The organism is Streptomyces sp. 2-1 (assembly GCF_048564895.1).
GTDB classification, from domain to species: Bacteria; Actinomycetota; Actinomycetes; order Streptomycetales; family Streptomycetaceae; genus Streptomyces; species Streptomyces phaeochromogenes.
On the sequence record NZ_CP183383.1, the window covers coordinates 4,476,925 to 4,492,538 of the forward strand.

The following is a 15,614-nucleotide window of genomic DNA, read 5'->3' on the forward strand; positions in this document are numbered from 1 at the left end:
AACGCATGGAGAACCCGTGGAAGATGCCCCGCCGCCCAGCGGTCCTCCCCACTGCCCAGAACATTACGCGGCACCACTGACAACGCCCCGGCACCGCCGTGACCAGCGGATCACCGGCAGTCGGCAGCCGACAGCCCTCGGCCGGATCCGGACCTCACCTCAGCCGAAATACACGCCGCCCGCGACAACCACGACCGCCGCCACCACGAACACCAGCACCCACAGCATCAGTTTCCCGACGCCCGGCCCCGGTTCGTAGCGCGGCGGCTCGGGAGGGGTCACTGGGTCGCCGTCACCACGGCCGCCTGGGGCCTTATCGGCAGCCGGTTCACCGGACGCCCCGTGGCCGCCCGTACCGCGGAGGCGACCGCGGCCGGGGAGGTGACCACCGGCACCGCGCTGACGGCCTTCGCGCCGAAGGGCGCGACCACGTCACGCTCCTCGACGAGCTTGACGATGCGGATGTCGGGGGTGTCGAGGGCGGTCGGCAGCGAGTAGCCCGTGAGGTCGGGGTGGCGCACCAGCCCGCGCGCGGTGCGCAGGTTCTCCGTGAGGGCGACGCCGATGCCCTGGGTGACACCGGCCTCGATCCGGGAGGCGAGCTGCGCGGGGTTCAGCACCCGGCCCACGTCCTGGGCGAGCGCCATCTCCACGACCCGTACCGAACCCAGCTCGATGTCGACGTCGACGACCGCGCGGACCGCGCAGAAGGCGAGCCCCACGAAGGCGTCGCCCTGGCCGGTGCCGTCGAGCGGCTCGGTGGGGTGCGGGCGGCACTGAGCGGTGGCCCACAGCTCCTTGCCGTCCATCGCCTCCGTGACGGTCGTCGACAGGACACCGTCGTACGAGGTGATCTTGCCGTCGGTGATCTGGAGGAGCTCGGTGGACATCCCGAACTTGTGGGCCAGGGGCTGCAGCAGCTGCGTACGGACCATCTTGGCGGCCCGTTCGACCGCGCCGCCGGACACCCAGGTGTGGCGGCCGCGGCAGCTGGGCCCCGCGGGGGGCTGATCGGTGTCCACGGAGGCGACGTGCACCTCTTCGATGCCGAGCGTCTCCTGGACGATCTGCCGGGCCAGCGTGGTGAAGCCCTGCCCGGTCTCCACGGCCGCGCAGAGCACGGTGGCGATGCCGTCGTGGACCTTCACGGTGGCGGTCGAGACCTCGTCCGCGCCCTCGGCGCCGAGCATGTGGACCATGCCCAGGGCGTAGCCGACGCCACGCCGTACGGCTCCGGGTTCGCCGGCGCCCTCGGGTCCGCCGGGCAGCAGCCACTCGTCCTCGGGCGTGTCCTTCGGGAGGGCGGGCAGCGGGAAGTCCTGGACGGCCTGGAGCAGTTCGGCGACCGGGGCGGGGCACGTCACGGTCTGGCCGGTGGGGAGCACGTCCCCCGTGGCCAGCGCGTTGCTCAGGCGCAGTTCGGCCGGGTCGACGCCCAGCTTCTTGGCCAGTTTGTCCATCTGGGCCTCGTAGGCGGCGCACACCTGCATGGCGCCCTCGCCGCGTACGTGCCCGGAGGGCGGGTTGTTGGTGCGGACGGCCCAGCCCTCGATGAAGGCGTTCGGCACGACGTAGGGGCCGCAGGCGAAGGAGACGGCGGCGGCGAGAGCCTCGGACGACGTGTCGGCGTACGCGCCCGCGTCGAGCAGGATCTGCGCCTCGACCTTGACCAGCCTGCCCTCGGCGTCGGCGTGGTGCCGGTAGCGCAGGAGCGTCGGGTGCCGGTGGGCGTGCCCCAGGAAGGACTCTTCGCGCGTCGCGGTGAGTTTGACCGGACATCCGGTCTTCATGGCAAGAAGTCCGAGAGCGAGCTGGAAGCTCTGGTCCTCTCGGTCGGCGGTGGCGCCGGGCACGCCGGTGACGACGACCTTCACGCGCTCCGGTTCCAGGCCGTAGCAGGCGGCGGCCGTGTCGCGGTCGGCGTGCGGGTCGGTGGACGCCACGTAGAGCTCGACCCCGCCGTCGGGGCGGGGCACGGCGAGACCGGCCTCCGCGCCGATCGGGGCCGGGTCCTGGCGTCCGATGCGGTACAGGCCCTCGACGACGATCTCGCCCGCCGCGTCCGGGTCGCCGTGACGCAGCGGGATGTGGCGGATCAGGTTGCCGTCGGGGTGCAGGGGTTCGGCCTCGAAGGCCTGCTCCGGGTCGGTCACCGGGTCGAGCGTCTCGTACTCGACGATGACGGCCGCGGCGGCCATGCGGGCGGTGTCGGGGTGGTCGGCGGCGACGGCCGCGATGGGCTCCCCGTGGTGGCGTACGACCTCGGAGGCGAACACCGGACGGTCGGCTCTGCCGCGGCCGTGCAGCGCGGTGCCGGGCACGTCCTCGTGGGTGATGACGGCCCGTACGCCGGGCATCTCGCGCGCGTGGGTGGTGTCGATGGACAGGATGCGCGCGTGCGGGTGCGGTGATCTGAGGACGGCGGCCCACAGGAGGCCCTCGGCCCACAGGTCGGCCGCGTACGGGAACGTGCCCTCGGTCTTGGCGCGGGCCTCCGCGGACGGCAGGGACACGCCGAGGCCGTGGGGCAGCGGCTCCGGGACGGTGCCGGGCTCCGCGGTGGTCGCGGTGGCGGTGTCGTTGCTCACGCCTGGCCTCCGTCCTGGCCGTAGGGCTGCTGGTGCGGCTGTGGTGACTCGAACGCGGACGGGTTGACGCTTCCGGCGCCCGGGCCCGCCTGGTGCGGGATACGGGCATCCGCGGAGGGCGCGGAGTCGGCGTCGTCCACGGCGTTGTCGGCGGACGCGTGGGCCTCTCGCTCGGAGACGACCTCGCGCACGGCGTTCAGGACGCCCCGGTAGCCGGAGCAGCGGCACAGGTTGCCGCAGAGGGCCTGGCGCGTCTCCAGTTCGGTCGGCGCCGGGTTGCCCTCAAGGAGGTCGTGCACGGTCATCGCCATGCCCGGGACGCAGAACCCGCACTGCACGGCGCCGCACTTGGCGAGCGCCCGCTGGACGTCGGAGGGCTGCCCGTCGGCGGCGAGCCCCTCGACGGTGCGTACCTCGCTGCCGGCGGCGGTCACGGCGGGCACCAGGCAGGACGCCACGAGCCGGCCGTCCACCTGCACGTTGCAGGCCCCGCACTCGCCCTGCGAGCAGCCGTCCTTGGCGCCCGCGAGTCCGAGCCGCTCGCGCAGTACGTAGAGCAGCGATTCGCCGATCCAGGCGTCCGTCACGGGCCGCTCTACGCCGTTCACCCGCAGGACGTACGAGGCCAGGGGGTGGTCGTTGTGCGCGGGCGCACCCGGCGTGTCGTCGGCCGCGGGTCCCTCGGCGGCGTCGGCGGCCGACTCGGGCTCCTCGGGACGCGCTTCGGGCTCGTCGGCCCGTTCCGGGGGGCCGTGACCGGCCGGTGGCTCACCCGGCTCCTCGCGCATCGTGCCTTCGCGCATCGATTCTTCGCGGTCCACGGAGACCGCGATCTCGTCGGCGTGCTCTCCGGAGACGTCGATGATCTCGGCCGCCTCGATCTCCGCGGCGGTGGGCCCGGCGGTGCCGTGCTCGGCGTGGGCCGCGGCCTCCTCGGCGGGCGGCTGCTGTTCGGGAGCCGGCTGCTGGGCCCAGGGCTCGTTGGCCCAGGGCGCCGCCGCTCCGCCCGGCAGCGTGGCCGGAGGGGTCCCGCCCCACTGCTCGACCAGGGCCGAGGTCGTGAACTCGCCGGACTCGTCGGGCAGATCACCGTCGGCGACGGGAATGGACCACTGTCCGGTCACGTCCTGGCCCGGCGCGCCCTGGTCCCCGTGACCGCCCTGGCCGCCCTGTGAGGGCTCGTCGAAGGTCCACTGGCCTGTTGCCCCCGGGTTGTACGCGAAAGCGTCCTGGGCGCCCTGGCGGTGCTCCTCGGGCAGGGCGTTGGGGTCGGGCCACTGCACGGCCTGCGGCTGCCCGCCCTCGGTGCCCTGGGGCGGCGCGGCCCATGCGTCGGGCGCGGCCGGGTCGGCGCCCTCGTCCGTGGGCGCGACCGTTATCGGCGGCGGTACGTAGCCGTGGCCGGGCGCGGCGAGCGGCGAGTCGGCCAGGAGGGCGTCGATGCCCCCTTCGGGGAGCTTGACGAAGGCGGTGGCGCCGTCGTCGTAGTCGCCCTGGGGCAGCGGGTCCCAGCGGCTGCCCGACTGGGGGCCGCTCTCTCCGTGCTGGTCGTCGGTCACGAAAGTGCCCTCCCCAGTGCTCGTCGGGCCAGCGCGGCGACGGTGCGCCGCAGGTGCAGTACGGCGGGTGGCAGTTGCTGGACGGAGCCGTCCTCGGCGGGCGCGGGGTCCGGGATGCAGGCCGCGGCGACGTACTCCCCGAAGGCGTGCAGCGCCTCGGGCACGATCGCGCGGTTGTTGTCCCAGTCGATCAGCGAGGCGACCCACTGCTCGGCGTCCAGGGGCCGCAGCGGCATGGGCGCTATGGCGCCCACGGCGCACCGCACTCCGCGCCTGGCGGGGTCGAGGACGAGCGCGACGGACGCGATGGCGCGCCCGGGCCCGGTCCGTCCGGTCGCCTTCAGGAAGACCTGGGGGGCGTGCAGCAGCGGCACGCGCACGTACCCGATGAGTTCGCCGCCGCGGAGCATCTCCATGCCCGCGAGCAGGTGGGAGACGGGGATCTCACGGCGGGCGCCGCCCGGGCCCGCGATGATGAGCGTCGCCTCCAGTGCGGCGAGCACGGGAAGCGCGTCCCCCGTGGGGGACGCCGAGGCGATGTTGCCGCCGAGGGTGCCCGCGTTGCGGATCTGCGGCGGTCCCGCGGCCCTGGCGGCGGCCGCGAGGGCGGGGATGAGGGCGGCGAAGTCGGGGCGTCCCATGCGGGCGTGGGTGAGGCCCGCGCCGAGGAGCGCGTGGCCGTCCTGGTACTGCCAGCCGCGGATCTCGCTGATCCGGCCGAGGCCGACGAGCGCGGCGGGCCGCAGTTGCCCGGAGTTGACGGAGGCCATGAGGTCGGTGCCGCCGGCCACGGGAACGGCCGCGGGCATGGCTGCGAGAGCCGCCACGGCCTCGTCCAGCGAGGCGGGCAGCGTCACGGCCTGCGCCGCCTGCGGTGCGTGCGTGGTCAAACCGGCTGCCCCTTCCCGCTGCCCCACCTGGTCCCACCTGTGTTGCCGTACGGTACGTGCTGACAGGGCGGACGTGGCAACTCTGGCACATCTTCCCCGCCCCTCGGCGCGGGGGTCCGCTAGGAGGCATTCCTACCGCCACCAGCGGATGGTCCGTTTTCGCACCACATCGCCCGTCAGCGCGAATTGGCAGCCTTCGATGACCCTTGGGGCCTTTCTCCTTGAGGGTCACCGTCCCAGGGCAACCGCTTCGGGCGACACCCCTTGGGAGGCACCTCACACGTTCGGGGGCGCTCCCTCGATCGGGCGTCCGAGCACTCCGGGACGCTGCTGCCACGGCAACGGCCCGGTGGGGGGCCGGTAGGAGACGCCGAGGGCGTCAAGTCGCCCGTAGTGGGCGGTCATCCGCCGCTCGAAGCCGGCGAAGTCGCGCTCCGCGGGGTCGGGCAGGGCACTCCAGGCGACCTCGGCGAAGGCGGCGAGCCGGGGAAACGCCTGGTAGTCGACGCGTGTGCGGTCCTCCATGACCTCGGTCCACAGGTTGGCCTGCGTGCCCAGGACGTGCCGCGCCTGATCGGAGGTCAACTCCGGTGGAACGGGCTCGAAGCGGTAGACGTCCTCAAGGGTGCGTACGAAGCCGATCGGCACGGGCTCGTCGGGGCCGCCGTGCTGACGGTGGTCCAAGTAGACCTGCTGCTCGGGGCACATGACGACGTCGTGGCCCGCCCGCGCTGCCGTGATGCCGCCCCGGTAGCCGCGCCACGAGGACACGGCGGCGCCGGGGGCGAGGCCGCCCTCCAGGATTTCGTCCCAGCCGATCAGCCGACGCCCGCGCGCGGCCAGCCAGTTGTCGAAGTGGCGGATGAACCACGACTGGAGTTCGTCCACGTCCGAGAGCCCGAGGTCCACGATCCGCGCCTTCGCGGTCGGTGACGCCTCCCACTGGTCCTTGGCGCACTCGTCGCCGCCGATGTGGACGAACTCCGAGAAGCCGGCCGCGTCCGCGGGGAACAGGTCGAGGACTTCCTCGAAGACGCCCTCGTAGAAGCGAAGGACGTTGTCAGTGGGGGCGAGTACGTTTTTCGAGACGCCCCAGGTGTCCCAGACTGAGAGGGAGGTCGTGTCGATGACGTCGGTGTTGCCGAGTTCCGGATATGCGGCGATGGCGGCCTGCGAGTGCCCCGGGATGTCGATTTCGGGGACGACGGCGATATGCCGCTCGGTGGCGTAGGCGACGATCTCGCGGATGTCGTCCTGGGTGTAGAAGCCCCCGTGCGGCTTGTCCTCCCAGAGGGGCGAGGCACGATGGCCGAATTTGGTGCGCGCCCGCCACGATCCGGTCTCCGTGAGCTTCGGGTACCGCTTGATCTCGATACGCCAGCCCTGGTCGTCCGTGAGGTGGAAGTGGAAGACGTTCAGCTTGTGAGCCGCCATCAGGTCGAGATAGCGCAGGACACCGTCCTTGGGCATGAAGTGCCGTGAGACGTCGAGCATGAGGCCGCGCCAGGCGAATCGCGGGGCGTCCTGGATCTCGGTTTCCGGCAACTGCCAGCCGGTGCGCCGCAGAGGGGCGCGCCGGAAGGCGTCGGGGCCCAGCAGCTGCCGTAGCGTCTGGGCGCCCCAGAACACGCCGGCCGGGCCGCCTCCGGTGACGAGGGCCCGCCGGTCTCGGACCGTGATCCGGTAGCCCTCGGGGGGCAGTTGCGGGTCGAGGCGCAGTTCGACGGAGTTCTCCGCCGCGTGCCCGGGCGGCCCTGGTTCGCCCTCGCGCAGGGGAAGCCCGGTGGCGGCGACGAGCACCGCGCGCAGCCAGCGGGCGGTGCCGTCGGTCTCCGGCCCCGCCGTGAGGGTCGTCTCCTCGTCGAGCGGGAAAACGCCGTCGCCCCAGGTCGACGTGGTCTGCGGCCCGGGAATCAGTTCCGAGGTGGTCATGTCTCAGTCCTTCACCGCGCCGCCCAGTCCGGAGACCAGCCGTCGCTGTACGAGTACGAAGAAGATCAGTACCGGAATGGTCATCACCGTGGACGCGGCCATCACACCGCCCCAGTCGGGGTCGTCGGGCTTGTAGAAGACAAGGAGGGCCATCGGCAGTGTGGACTGCGAAGTGTCGCTGATGATGAAGGACTTGGCGAAGAGGAAGTCGTTCCACGCGGAGATGAACGAGAACACGCTGGTGGCGACGAGCCCGGGAAAGACCAGCGGGAAAAGGATCTGCCACAGGAACCGCGTCCGGCTCGCCCCGTCGATGTAGGCGGCCTCCTCCAGTGCCTCCGGGACGGCCTTCACAAAGCCGCGCAGCATCCAGATCGCGAAGGGCAGCGAGAAGGCGATGTGCGGCAGGATCAGCGCGCCCAGCGTGTTGAGCTGCCCGAGGTCCCGCATCTGGAAGAAGAGGGGGATCGTCAGGGCCTCGACGGGCACCATCTGCGCGATCAGGAACATGATGAGCAGGGTGGTGCGGAATCGGAAGCGGAATCGGGTCACGGCGGTCGCCGCGAGAAACGCGATGAGCGCCGAGACGGCGACCACGGTGACCGCCACGACGAGGCTGTTGAGGAAGTACCGGCCGAATTCCTGCTGCCCGAAGACGCGTCGGAAGGAATCGAGTGTCGGATCCAGCGTCCAGGGCCGCGGCTCGGTCGACTCGATCTCCCCGGCGGGTTTGAAGGCGCTGAGCACCATCCAGTAGAGGGGGAATGCGACGACCGCCGCGATCAGCAGTGCGGATGCCTCGGCGGCCAGCCGCCACGGCCGCTGTACGGAACGGCGTGCGAAATCACGTACAAAGCCTTCTGTTTTCACGGGACTTGCGGAACTCACAGCTCCTCCCCCTGCCTTCTGATCAGCCTCAGATATACGAGCGTGACGGCGAGCAGAATCAGCAGCATCACCACTCCGATCGCCGAGCCGAGGCTGTACTGGGAGGACGCGAAGGCCTTCTGGTAGGCGTACACGTTCAGGACGAGGTTCTGGCCGGCGATGCCGCCGCCGCCCGTCATGACGTAGATCTGCGTGAAGACCTTGAAGTCCCAGATGACCGACTGGATGGTGACGACCACGAGGATCGGGCGGAGCATCGGGGCGAGCACCGAGCGCCAGATCCGCCACTGGGAGGCGCCGTCCAGGGACGCGGCCTCCAGGACCTCGGCCGGTACGGCGCGGATGCCGGCGTACACCGTGACCATCACGAACGGGAAGGAGCACCAGACCACTTCGAGCAGGACGAGGGCGAAGGCGCTGTACCGGCCGTACGTCCAGGAGTGGTCACCGAGCCCGAGGATCCGGTTGACCGGACCGAAGTCGGGGTCGAAGAGGAGCAGCCACACCGTCGACCCGGTCACCGCGGGTGTCGCCCACGCGCCGAGCGCGGCCAGCATCAGCGCGAGCCGCGGCACGGCACGGACACGTGTCAGGAGGACGGCGAGCGCGCAGCCCACCGCGAGCGTCGACACCACACACGCGCCGGCGAACAGCACGGTGGCCAGCAGGACCTGCCAGAACTGCGGGTCCCCGAAGAGCGTCGCGTAGTTCCCGAACCCCTGGAAGGTGGCCGGCTCCCCGCCGCTGACCTGTGCCTGCGTGTACTCCAGGAACGAGATCAGCCCGAGCTGGTAGACGGGGTAGACGAGCAGCCCGCCGATCACGACGAGCGCGGGGGCGAGGTAGAGCCAGGGCGTCCAACCGCCCCGCGCGAGCGGGGACTTGCGGCCCCCGCCGCCACGGCGGCCCGGGCGGGCCGCCGTGCGGACGGGTGCGGGCGAGGCGCCCTTGGCCGGACCGGACCCCGGGGCCCGACGGGCCGCGGGCAGGGCCGCGGCCCCGGGCTCGGGCCCGTCCGGCCCGGCCTCGCGCGGGGCCGGCTGCGCGGAGGGGCCCGGCGGCGGGGCGGCCCCCGGCAGCTGACGGTTCGTCATCCGGGTCACCCCGCGGAGCTGAAGGCGTCGTTCATCTTCTTCGCCGCGTCCTTCGAGGCCGCGTCCACGCTCTTACGCCCGCTGACGACCTCCTGGAACATCGTCGGCAGTACGAGGGACGCGTCGATCTGGGACCAGGCGGGCGAGGCCGGGACGAACTTGGCGCCCGCGCCGAGGGTCTTGACGAAGGGCGCGACGAACGGCTCGCGCTTCGCGACGTCCTGGCGCACGTCCGTGAACGTCGGCAGGAAACCCATCGCGTCGAAGAGCGCGTCCTGCGACTTCTTCGAGGCGAGCTGCTCCATCAGGTCGACGGCGAGCGTGCGGTGCGAGGTGCTGTTCAGCACGCCGAGGTTGTTGCCGCCCGCGAACGCGGGAGCGATCTCACCGGACTTCACGCCGGGCAGCGGCACGACCGCGTACTTGCCCTTGACCTTCCCGGCCTCGATCGCCGCGTGGCTGAAGTCGCCGCCGATCGCCATGCCCGCCTTGCCGGAGGCGAACGCGGTGACGGTGTCGTTGCCGCCCATGCCCGCGCACTTGGCGGCCGGACAGTTGTCGTCGCCGAACAGCGAGGTGTACGCCTTGATGCCCTTCTGGGCGTCCGCGCTGTCGATCGTCGAGGCGTACGAGCCGCCCTTGCCCTCGGCGATCTCGCCGCCGTTGGACCAGATGAACGGCATCGCGCCGTACGTGTACGCGCCGCCGACCGCGAGCCCGTACAGCTCCGGCTTCGCCTGCCGGATCGCCTTGGCGGTGCTGATCAACTCGGCCTGGGTCTTGGGTACTTCGAGGCCCAGGTCCTCGAACACGTCCGTGCGGTAGTAGAGGGCACGGACGCCGACGAAGTACGGGGCGCCGTAGATCTTGCCGTCGACCGTGACGGACTGCTTGGCGGTCGGGTCGGTGTCCTTGGACTCGCTCCAGTCCGTGAACTCCTTGGTGACGTCGGCGAGTCCGCCGTCCTTGACGTAACCGGCCGTGTCGGTGTTCCCGTACTCGATGAGGTCGGGCGCGCTCTTCGGGTCGTTGAAGGCGGCCTTGATCTTCTCGGCGCGGGTCTCGACGGGGATGTACTGGACGTCGACCTTCGTGCCCTTGTGGGCCTTCTCGAAGGCGGCGACGACACCGTCGACCACCTTCTCCTTCGGTGCGGTGTCGACCTCCTGGAAGAGCCACACCCGCAGGGTGCCGCTCTTCTCGTCCTTGCCCCCGGAGTTGTCGGAGGACTCGGGGGCGCAGGCGGTGGCCGTGAGCCCGGCGACGACAAGCGCGGCTATCGGGGCGGCCATTCGGGCAGAGAGTTTCGAGAGCTTCACGGGGCGTCCTCCGGGGGAGCGCGTTGCAGCACGTGCAATGGTGGTTTTGCGCTGCACAACACGTCGGAGGCTATGGAGTACATGAACACGGCCACAAGAGGTCTCAACCACTCTGTGACCACTCGAAGCACTCCGTGCAACGTGTGGACCGTACACGGGCAGTACAAAGGCCCCGGAGGCGCCCAAAGGGCACATCCGGGGCCACGCTCACGACAACCCTGTCCACCGACCGGGGGGTTGGACCGCCGACAAGGCGCCATCGCGCCCGACGCCCCGCACCGGGCGGGAGGTCACCGGGCAGGAAGTCACCGGGGGCGCGCAGGGGGCGCTACTTGTCGCCGCCGCCCTTGCCCTTGCCCTCGTCGCCGCCGGCGCCCATGGACTCGTAGATCTCCTTGCACATGGGACACACGGGGTACTTCTTCGGGTCGCGGCCCGGCACCCACACCTTGCCGCAGAGCGCCACGACGGGCGTGCCGTCCAGCGCGCTCGCCATGATCTTGTCCTTCTGGACGTAGTGGGCGAAGCGCTCGTGGTCCCCGTCGCCGTGCGACGTCTGCGGCGTCGGCTCTACGAGGGTTCCCGTCCCAGTGCCTCGCTGGGGCTGGGTCTCAGGCTCAAGAGTGCTCATAGACGCAAGAGTACTGAAGCCGCGGGGCATCAGTTGAGCGAAGGGTCGTCCGGGTACGTGGCCACCATCGCCAGCTCGTTGCGCTGGCGGCGCAGCACCTCGCGCCACAGCCGCTCCGGAGCGGGCGAGGAGACGTCTCCGGGCTCCGACTCCACCACGTACCAGGCGCCCTCGCCGAGCTCGTCCTCCAGCTGTCCGGGGCCCCAGCCCGCGTACCCGGCGAAGATCCGGAGCGAACCGAGGGCCGAGGCGAGCAGCTCCGGCGGGGCCTCCAGGTCCACGAGCCCGATCGCCCCGTGCACCCGGCGCCAGCCCAGCGGAGCGCGCTCCCCCGACGCGCCCCCCGGGATCACCGCCACCCCGAGCGCGGAGTCGAGCGAGACCGGGCCGCCCTGGAAGACCACGCCGGGCTCGCCCGCGAGGTCCGCCCAGCCCGAGAGGATGTCGCTCACATCCACCGGTGTGGGGCGGTTGAGGACGACACCCAGGGAGCCCTCCTCGTCGTGGTCGAGGAGCAGCACCACCGCACGGTCGAAGTTCGGGTCCGCCAGGGCGGGCGTGGCCACGAGCAGCCGCCCTGTGAGCGAGGACACCTCGGTCATGCGAGACATGATCCCGCATCTTCCCCGTGCGGGGGGAGGCAATACCCGTACCCGGGTGAATGCAGCTCAGGGCGTACGGGTGCAGGTGGAGCGCACGCCCTCGACGGTGACCCCGTGTGTCCGTTTAGGAGCGGTTCGTGTTGTGGCAAAGCTATGACGTCCCTGGGGCGCCCTTGGGCTTACTGAAGGGGGGTAGGCGGCCATTACGCTTGCTTCTTCGCCCCTGCCCCACCAACCGGAACGCGAGATACATGACCGTCAACGGCTCAGACGACGTACTCCTTGTCCACGGCGGAACCCCGCTGGAGGGCGAGATCCGTGTCCGCGGTGCGAAGAACCTCGTACCGAAGGCCATGGTCGCCGCGCTGCTCGGTAGTGCTCCGAGCCGACTGCGCAACGTCCCCGACATCCGTGACGTGCGGGTCGTACGCGGGCTGCTGCAGCTGCACGGTGTGACGGTCCGTCCGGGCGAGGAACCGGGCGAGCTCGTCATGGACCCGTCGCACGTGGAGAGCGCCAACGTCGCGGACATCGACGCGCACGCGGGCTCGTCGCGCATCCCGATCCTCCTGTGCGGTCCGCTCCTGCACCGCCTCGGGCACGCGTTCATCCCCGGCCTGGGCGGCTGCGACATCGGCGGCCGGCCGATCGACTTCCACTTCGAGGTGCTGCGGCAGTTCGGCGCGACGATCGAGAAGCGCGCGGACGGCCAGTACCTGGAGGCTCCGCAGCGGCTGCGCGGCACGAAGATCACGCTGCCGTACCCGTCCGTGGGCGCGACCGAGCAGGTGCTGCTGACGGCCGTCCTCGCGGAGGGCGTGACGGAGCTGTCGAACGCGGCCGTGGAGCCGGAGATCGAGGACCTGATCTGCGTTCTGCAGAAAATGGGCGCGATCATCGCGATGGACACCGACCGCACCATCCGTGTCACGGGCGTCGACAAGCTCGGCGGCTACACCCATGCGGCCCTGCCGGACCGCCTGGAGGCCGCCTCGTGGGCTTCCGCGGCCCTGGCGACTGAAGGCAACATCTACGTCCGCGGCGCCCAGCAGCGCTCGATGATGACGTTCCTGAACACCTACCGGAAGGTGGGCGGTGCCTTCGAGATCGACGACGAGGGCATCCGCTTCTGGCACCCCGGCGGCCAGCTGAAGTCCATCGCGCTGGAGACGGACGTCCACCCGGGCTTCCAGACGGACTGGCAGCAGCCGCTCGTCGTCGCCCTCACGCAGGCGACGGGCCTGTCCATCGTCCACGAGACGGTGTACGAGTCCCGTCTCGGCTTCACCTCCGCGCTCAACCAGATGGGCGCACACATCCAGCTCTACCGCGAGTGCCTCGGCGGCTCCCACTGCCGTTTCGGGCAGCGCAACTTCCTCCACTCGGCGGTCGTGTCGGGCCCCACGAAGCTCCAGGGCGCCGATCTGGTCATCCCCGACCTCCGCGGCGGCTTCTCGTACCTCATCGCGGCCCTGGCGGCCCAGGGCACGTCCCGCGTCCACGGCATCGACCTGATCAACCGCGGCTACGAGAACTTCATGGAGAAGCTCGTGGAACTGGGGGCGAAGGTGGAACTGCCGGGCAAGGCGCTCGGGTAGCGAGACTCGTTCCGGCCGGGCGTCATCCAGCCCGGCCGGCGTTCGAGGCCATTGGTAAGCGCAACAGCGATGGGGCGGCACCCGGATTCCGGGTGCCGCCCCATCGCACTTACTACTGCTACTGCCTACCTACCTGCTACTACCTGCCGAACACCGTCCCGCGAGGTGTAGACGGCAAGGTCACTTGCCCTTGGCGGCTTCCTTGAGCTTGCTGCCCGCGGAGACCTTGACGCTGTAGCCGGCGGGGATCTGGATCGGGTCGCCGGTCTGCGGGTTCCGCGCGGTGCGAGCGGCACGGTGGGTGCGCTCGAAGGTCAGGAAGCCGGGGATGGTGACCTTCTCGTCGCCCTTGGCGACGATCTCACCGACGGTCTCGGCAAAGGCGGCCAGAACGGCGTCGGCGTCCTTGCGGGTCACCTCGGCACGGTCGGCCAGCGCGGCCACCAGCTCACTGCGGTTCATGTTGTTACTCCCGTGTTCTTCTTGCCGTTGAGGCGTGCCACGCGGCGGAGCCGCATATTGGGCACGTCGAAGCCGATGCTGCCAGGTTCCTCGGCGGTCCCCGGACCCGGGTCCGTGGCCGGACCCTCGCGCCCGAAGACGCATCCTGCCCCCACCTGCGGCGGGAAAGCCAATCCGGCACCCCTGGGAGTCACACGAAAAGCGCCACGGCCTCGAATTGGTGACGCTCCGTCGGTTCCCGGCAGCGGACCGCAGGGCCTGAAAGGCCTGGTGGGCCCTCAGGGACTGAGCCATGGCCGCCACCCTAGAGGCGGCCTGACGCCCCACGTCCGGCGACGCGCCGGTACGGGGGCCGGGTGGCAACCGTCACAGTCGCCACCTGGCGGGGAATTTCCCCGCCCCAGCCTCCCCTACCCAGTCCCGCCCATTTCAGGGGCTCCGCCCCCGAACCCCCGCCCCTCGAACGCCGGAGGGGCTGGAATACCGGCGCGGTACGCCCTCTCAGGCCGTCGCGCCCGCCGCCTTCGCCGCGGTGCGGACCGCGCCCGCGACGGCGCCGGCGACCTTGTCGTTGAAGACGCTGGGGATGATGTAGTTCGGGTTGAGCTCGTCCTCGCTCACCACGTCCGCCAGGGCGGTTGCGGCAGCAAGCATCATCTCCGTGTTGACCGTGCGGGACTGGGCGTCCAGCAGACCGCGGAAGACACCCGGGAAGACCAGCACGTTGTTGATCTGGTTCGGGAAGTCGGAGCGGCCGGTGGCCACGACGGCCGCGGTCTGGCGGGCGATCGCCGGGTCGACCTCGGGGTCGGGGTTCGCGAGCGCGAACACGATGGCACCCTCGGCCATGGCGGCCACGTCGTCGCCGTCCAGCACGTTCGGGGCCGAGACGCCGATGAAGACGTCCGAGCCGCGCACGGCCTCCTTGAGCGTGCCCGTGACCCCTTCGGGGTTGGTGTTGTCGGCGATCCACCGCAGCGGCGAGTCGGCGGCGGCCTTCACCAGGTCCTCACGGCCCGCGTGCACGACACCGTGGATGTCGGCGACGACGGCGTGCTTGACACCGGCGGCCAGCAGCAGCTTCAGGATGGCCGTACCGGCCGCGCCCGCACCGGACATGACGACCCGGATGTCGCCGATCGCCTTGCCCGCCACGCGCAGCGCGTTCGTGAGGGCCGCGAGCACGACGATCGCCGTGCCGTGCTGGTCGTCGTGGAAGACGGGGATGTCGAGGGCCTCACGCAGCCGCGCCTCGATCTCGAAGCAGCGCGGGGCGGAGATGTCCTCGAGGTTGATGCCGGCGAAGCCCGGGGCGATCGCCTTGACGATCGCGACGATCTCGTCGGTGTCCTGGGTGTCCAGGCACAGCGGCCAGGCGTCGATGTCGGCGAAGCGCTTGAAGAGGGCCGCCTTGCCCTCCATGACCGGCATGGCGGCCATGGGGCCGATGTTGCCCAGGCCCAGCACCGCGGAGCCGTCCGTGACGACCGCGACGGTGTTGCGCTTGATGGTCAGACGGCGGGCGTCCTCGGGATTCTCGGCGATCGCCATGCACACGCGGGCCACGCCCGGGGTGTAGATCATCGAGAGGTCGTCACGGTTGCGGATCGGGTGCTTGGACTGCATCTCGATCTTGCCGCCGAGGTGCATCAGGAACGTACGGTCGGACACCTTGCCGAGCGTCACGTCCTCGATGCCGCGCAGCTGCTCGACGATCTCGTCGGCGTGGGCGGTGGACGTCGCCGCGATGGTGACGTCGATCCGGAGCTTCTCGTGGCCGGAGGCCGTCACGTCGAGGCCCGTCACCGAGCCTCCGTGGGACTCCACGGCCGTGGTGATCTGGGAGACCGCGGTTCCGCTCGCGGGCACCTCCAACCGGACCGTAATCGAGTAGGAGACGCTGGGCGCCGTTGCCATGGCCGACTTCCTCTGCTTTCACCGGGTACTGCGAGCGCTACTGGTTCGCGGGTTTGCCGTCCGATCGTCGCACCTACCGCGGAGTACGTGGTAGCCGCCCTGGATTGCGAACGTTTTGTTCTCAACCAAGGAGA

The 15,614-nt window shown here is 70.9% G+C and carries 13 protein-coding genes; 1 reads left to right on the plus strand and 12 read right to left on the minus strand.

Annotation, left to right across the window (positions count from 1 at the left end):
- Positions 1 to 159: 159 nt before the first annotated feature.
- From ACN20J_RS19645 to ACN20J_RS19690, 10 genes are all read right to left on the minus strand, one after another.
- Entirely contained in the window at positions 160 to 282 is a 123-nt protein-coding gene (locus tag ACN20J_RS19645) for a hypothetical protein (protein WP_259333955.1), read from the minus strand.
- Complete coding sequence (locus tag ACN20J_RS19650) at positions 279 to 2,588, minus strand: xanthine dehydrogenase family protein molybdopterin-binding subunit (protein WP_189843454.1); 2,310 nt, start codon at positions 2,586 to 2,588, stop codon at positions 279 to 281. The genes ACN20J_RS19645 and ACN20J_RS19650 overlap by 4 nt, the downstream gene beginning before the upstream one ends.
- Entirely contained in the window at positions 2,585 to 4,147 is a 1,563-nt protein-coding gene (locus ACN20J_RS19655) for a (2Fe-2S)-binding protein (RefSeq protein ID WP_419666434.1), read from the minus strand. The genes ACN20J_RS19650 and ACN20J_RS19655 overlap by 4 nt, the downstream gene beginning before the upstream one ends.
- Positions 4,144 to 5,037: an FAD binding domain-containing protein gene (locus ACN20J_RS19660; protein WP_189843456.1), complete on the minus strand. Its 894-nt coding sequence runs from the start codon at positions 5,035 to 5,037 to the stop codon at positions 4,144 to 4,146. Before ACN20J_RS19660 ends, ACN20J_RS19655 begins: the two co-directional genes overlap by 4 nt.
- Before the next feature lie 276 nt (positions 5,038 to 5,313).
- Positions 5,314 to 6,969, minus strand: coding sequence for a beta-N-acetylhexosaminidase (locus ACN20J_RS19665; protein ID WP_190227713.1), 1,656 nt, complete (start codon positions 6,967 to 6,969; stop codon positions 5,314 to 5,316).
- Positions 6,970 to 6,972: 3 nt separating this feature from the next.
- The gene (locus tag ACN20J_RS19670) at positions 6,973 to 7,857 is read right to left on the minus strand and encodes a carbohydrate ABC transporter permease (protein ID WP_372505614.1); all 885 of its coding nucleotides are present in this window, start codon (positions 7,855 to 7,857) and stop codon (positions 6,973 to 6,975) included.
- A complete protein-coding gene (locus ACN20J_RS19675; RefSeq protein ID WP_419666435.1) occupies positions 7,854 to 8,951 on the minus strand; it encodes a carbohydrate ABC transporter permease in 1,098 nt (365 codons plus the stop codon). Before ACN20J_RS19675 ends, ACN20J_RS19670 begins: the two co-directional genes overlap by 4 nt.
- A gap of 5 nt (positions 8,952 to 8,956) precedes the next feature.
- A complete protein-coding gene (locus ACN20J_RS19680) occupies positions 8,957 to 10,243 on the minus strand; it encodes an extracellular solute-binding protein (protein WP_189843459.1) in 1,287 nt (428 codons plus the stop codon).
- A 355-nt stretch (positions 10,244 to 10,598) separates the two neighbouring features.
- Positions 10,599 to 10,901 carry a DUF3039 domain-containing protein gene (locus tag ACN20J_RS19685; RefSeq protein ID WP_189843460.1) on the minus strand — a complete coding sequence of 101 codons (303 nt, stop codon included), beginning with the start codon at positions 10,899 to 10,901 and terminating at the stop codon, positions 10,599 to 10,601.
- Positions 10,902 to 10,930: 29 nt separating this feature from the next.
- Complete coding sequence (locus ACN20J_RS19690) at positions 10,931 to 11,503, minus strand: YqgE/AlgH family protein (protein WP_359849086.1); 573 nt, start codon at positions 11,501 to 11,503, stop codon at positions 10,931 to 10,933.
- Positions 11,504 to 11,754: 251 nt separating this feature from the next.
- Between ACN20J_RS19690 and murA the strand changes: the two genes are divergently transcribed.
- Positions 11,755 to 13,101, plus strand: a complete 1,347-nt coding sequence (gene murA, locus ACN20J_RS19695; protein ID WP_055614624.1) for a UDP-N-acetylglucosamine 1-carboxyvinyltransferase — start codon at positions 11,755 to 11,757, stop codon at positions 13,099 to 13,101.
- 180 nt (positions 13,102 to 13,281) lie between these two features.
- On the opposite strand, the gene ACN20J_RS19700 is transcribed toward murA, so the two are convergent.
- Both ACN20J_RS19700 and ACN20J_RS19705 read right to left on the minus strand, forming a co-directional pair.
- A complete protein-coding gene (locus ACN20J_RS19700) occupies positions 13,282 to 13,563 on the minus strand; it encodes an HU family DNA-binding protein (protein ID WP_007382399.1) in 282 nt (93 codons plus the stop codon).
- Positions 13,564 to 14,064: 501 nt separating this feature from the next.
- Complete coding sequence (locus ACN20J_RS19705) at positions 14,065 to 15,480, minus strand: NAD-dependent malic enzyme (protein ID WP_189843461.1); 1,416 nt, start codon at positions 15,478 to 15,480, stop codon at positions 14,065 to 14,067.
- Positions 15,481 to 15,614: the final 134 nt, after the last annotated feature.

What these genes read in the sequence shown, in the direction of transcription:
- ACN20J_RS19700 (WP_007382399.1), bottom strand. Translation starts at nt 13,563, where the DNA reads ATGAACCGCAGTGAGCTGGTGGCCGCGCTGGCCGACCGTGCCGAGGTG.
- murA (WP_055614624.1), top strand. Translation starts at nt 11,755, where the DNA reads ATGACCGTCAACGGCTCAGACGACGTACTCCTTGTCCACGGCGGAACC.
- ACN20J_RS19675 (WP_419666435.1), bottom strand. Translation starts at nt 8,951, where the DNA reads ATGACGAACCGTCAGCTGCCGGGGGCCGCCCCGCCGCCGGGCCCCTCC.
- ACN20J_RS19680 (WP_189843459.1), bottom strand. Translation starts at nt 10,243, where the DNA reads ATGGCCGCCCCGATAGCCGCGCTTGTCGTCGCCGGGCTCACGGCCACC.
- ACN20J_RS19690 (WP_359849086.1), bottom strand. Translation starts at nt 11,503, where the DNA reads ATGACCGAGGTGTCCTCGCTCACAGGGCGGCTGCTCGTGGCCACGCCC.
- ACN20J_RS19665 (WP_190227713.1), bottom strand. Translation starts at nt 6,969, where the DNA reads ATGACCACCTCGGAACTGATTCCCGGGCCGCAGACCACGTCGACCTGG.
- ACN20J_RS19685 (WP_189843460.1), bottom strand. Translation starts at nt 10,901, where the DNA reads ATGAGCACTCTTGAGCCTGAGACCCAGCCCCAGCGAGGCACTGGGACG.
- ACN20J_RS19705 (WP_189843461.1), bottom strand. Translation starts at nt 15,480, where the DNA reads ATGGCAACGGCGCCCAGCGTCTCCTACTCGATTACGGTCCGGTTGGAG.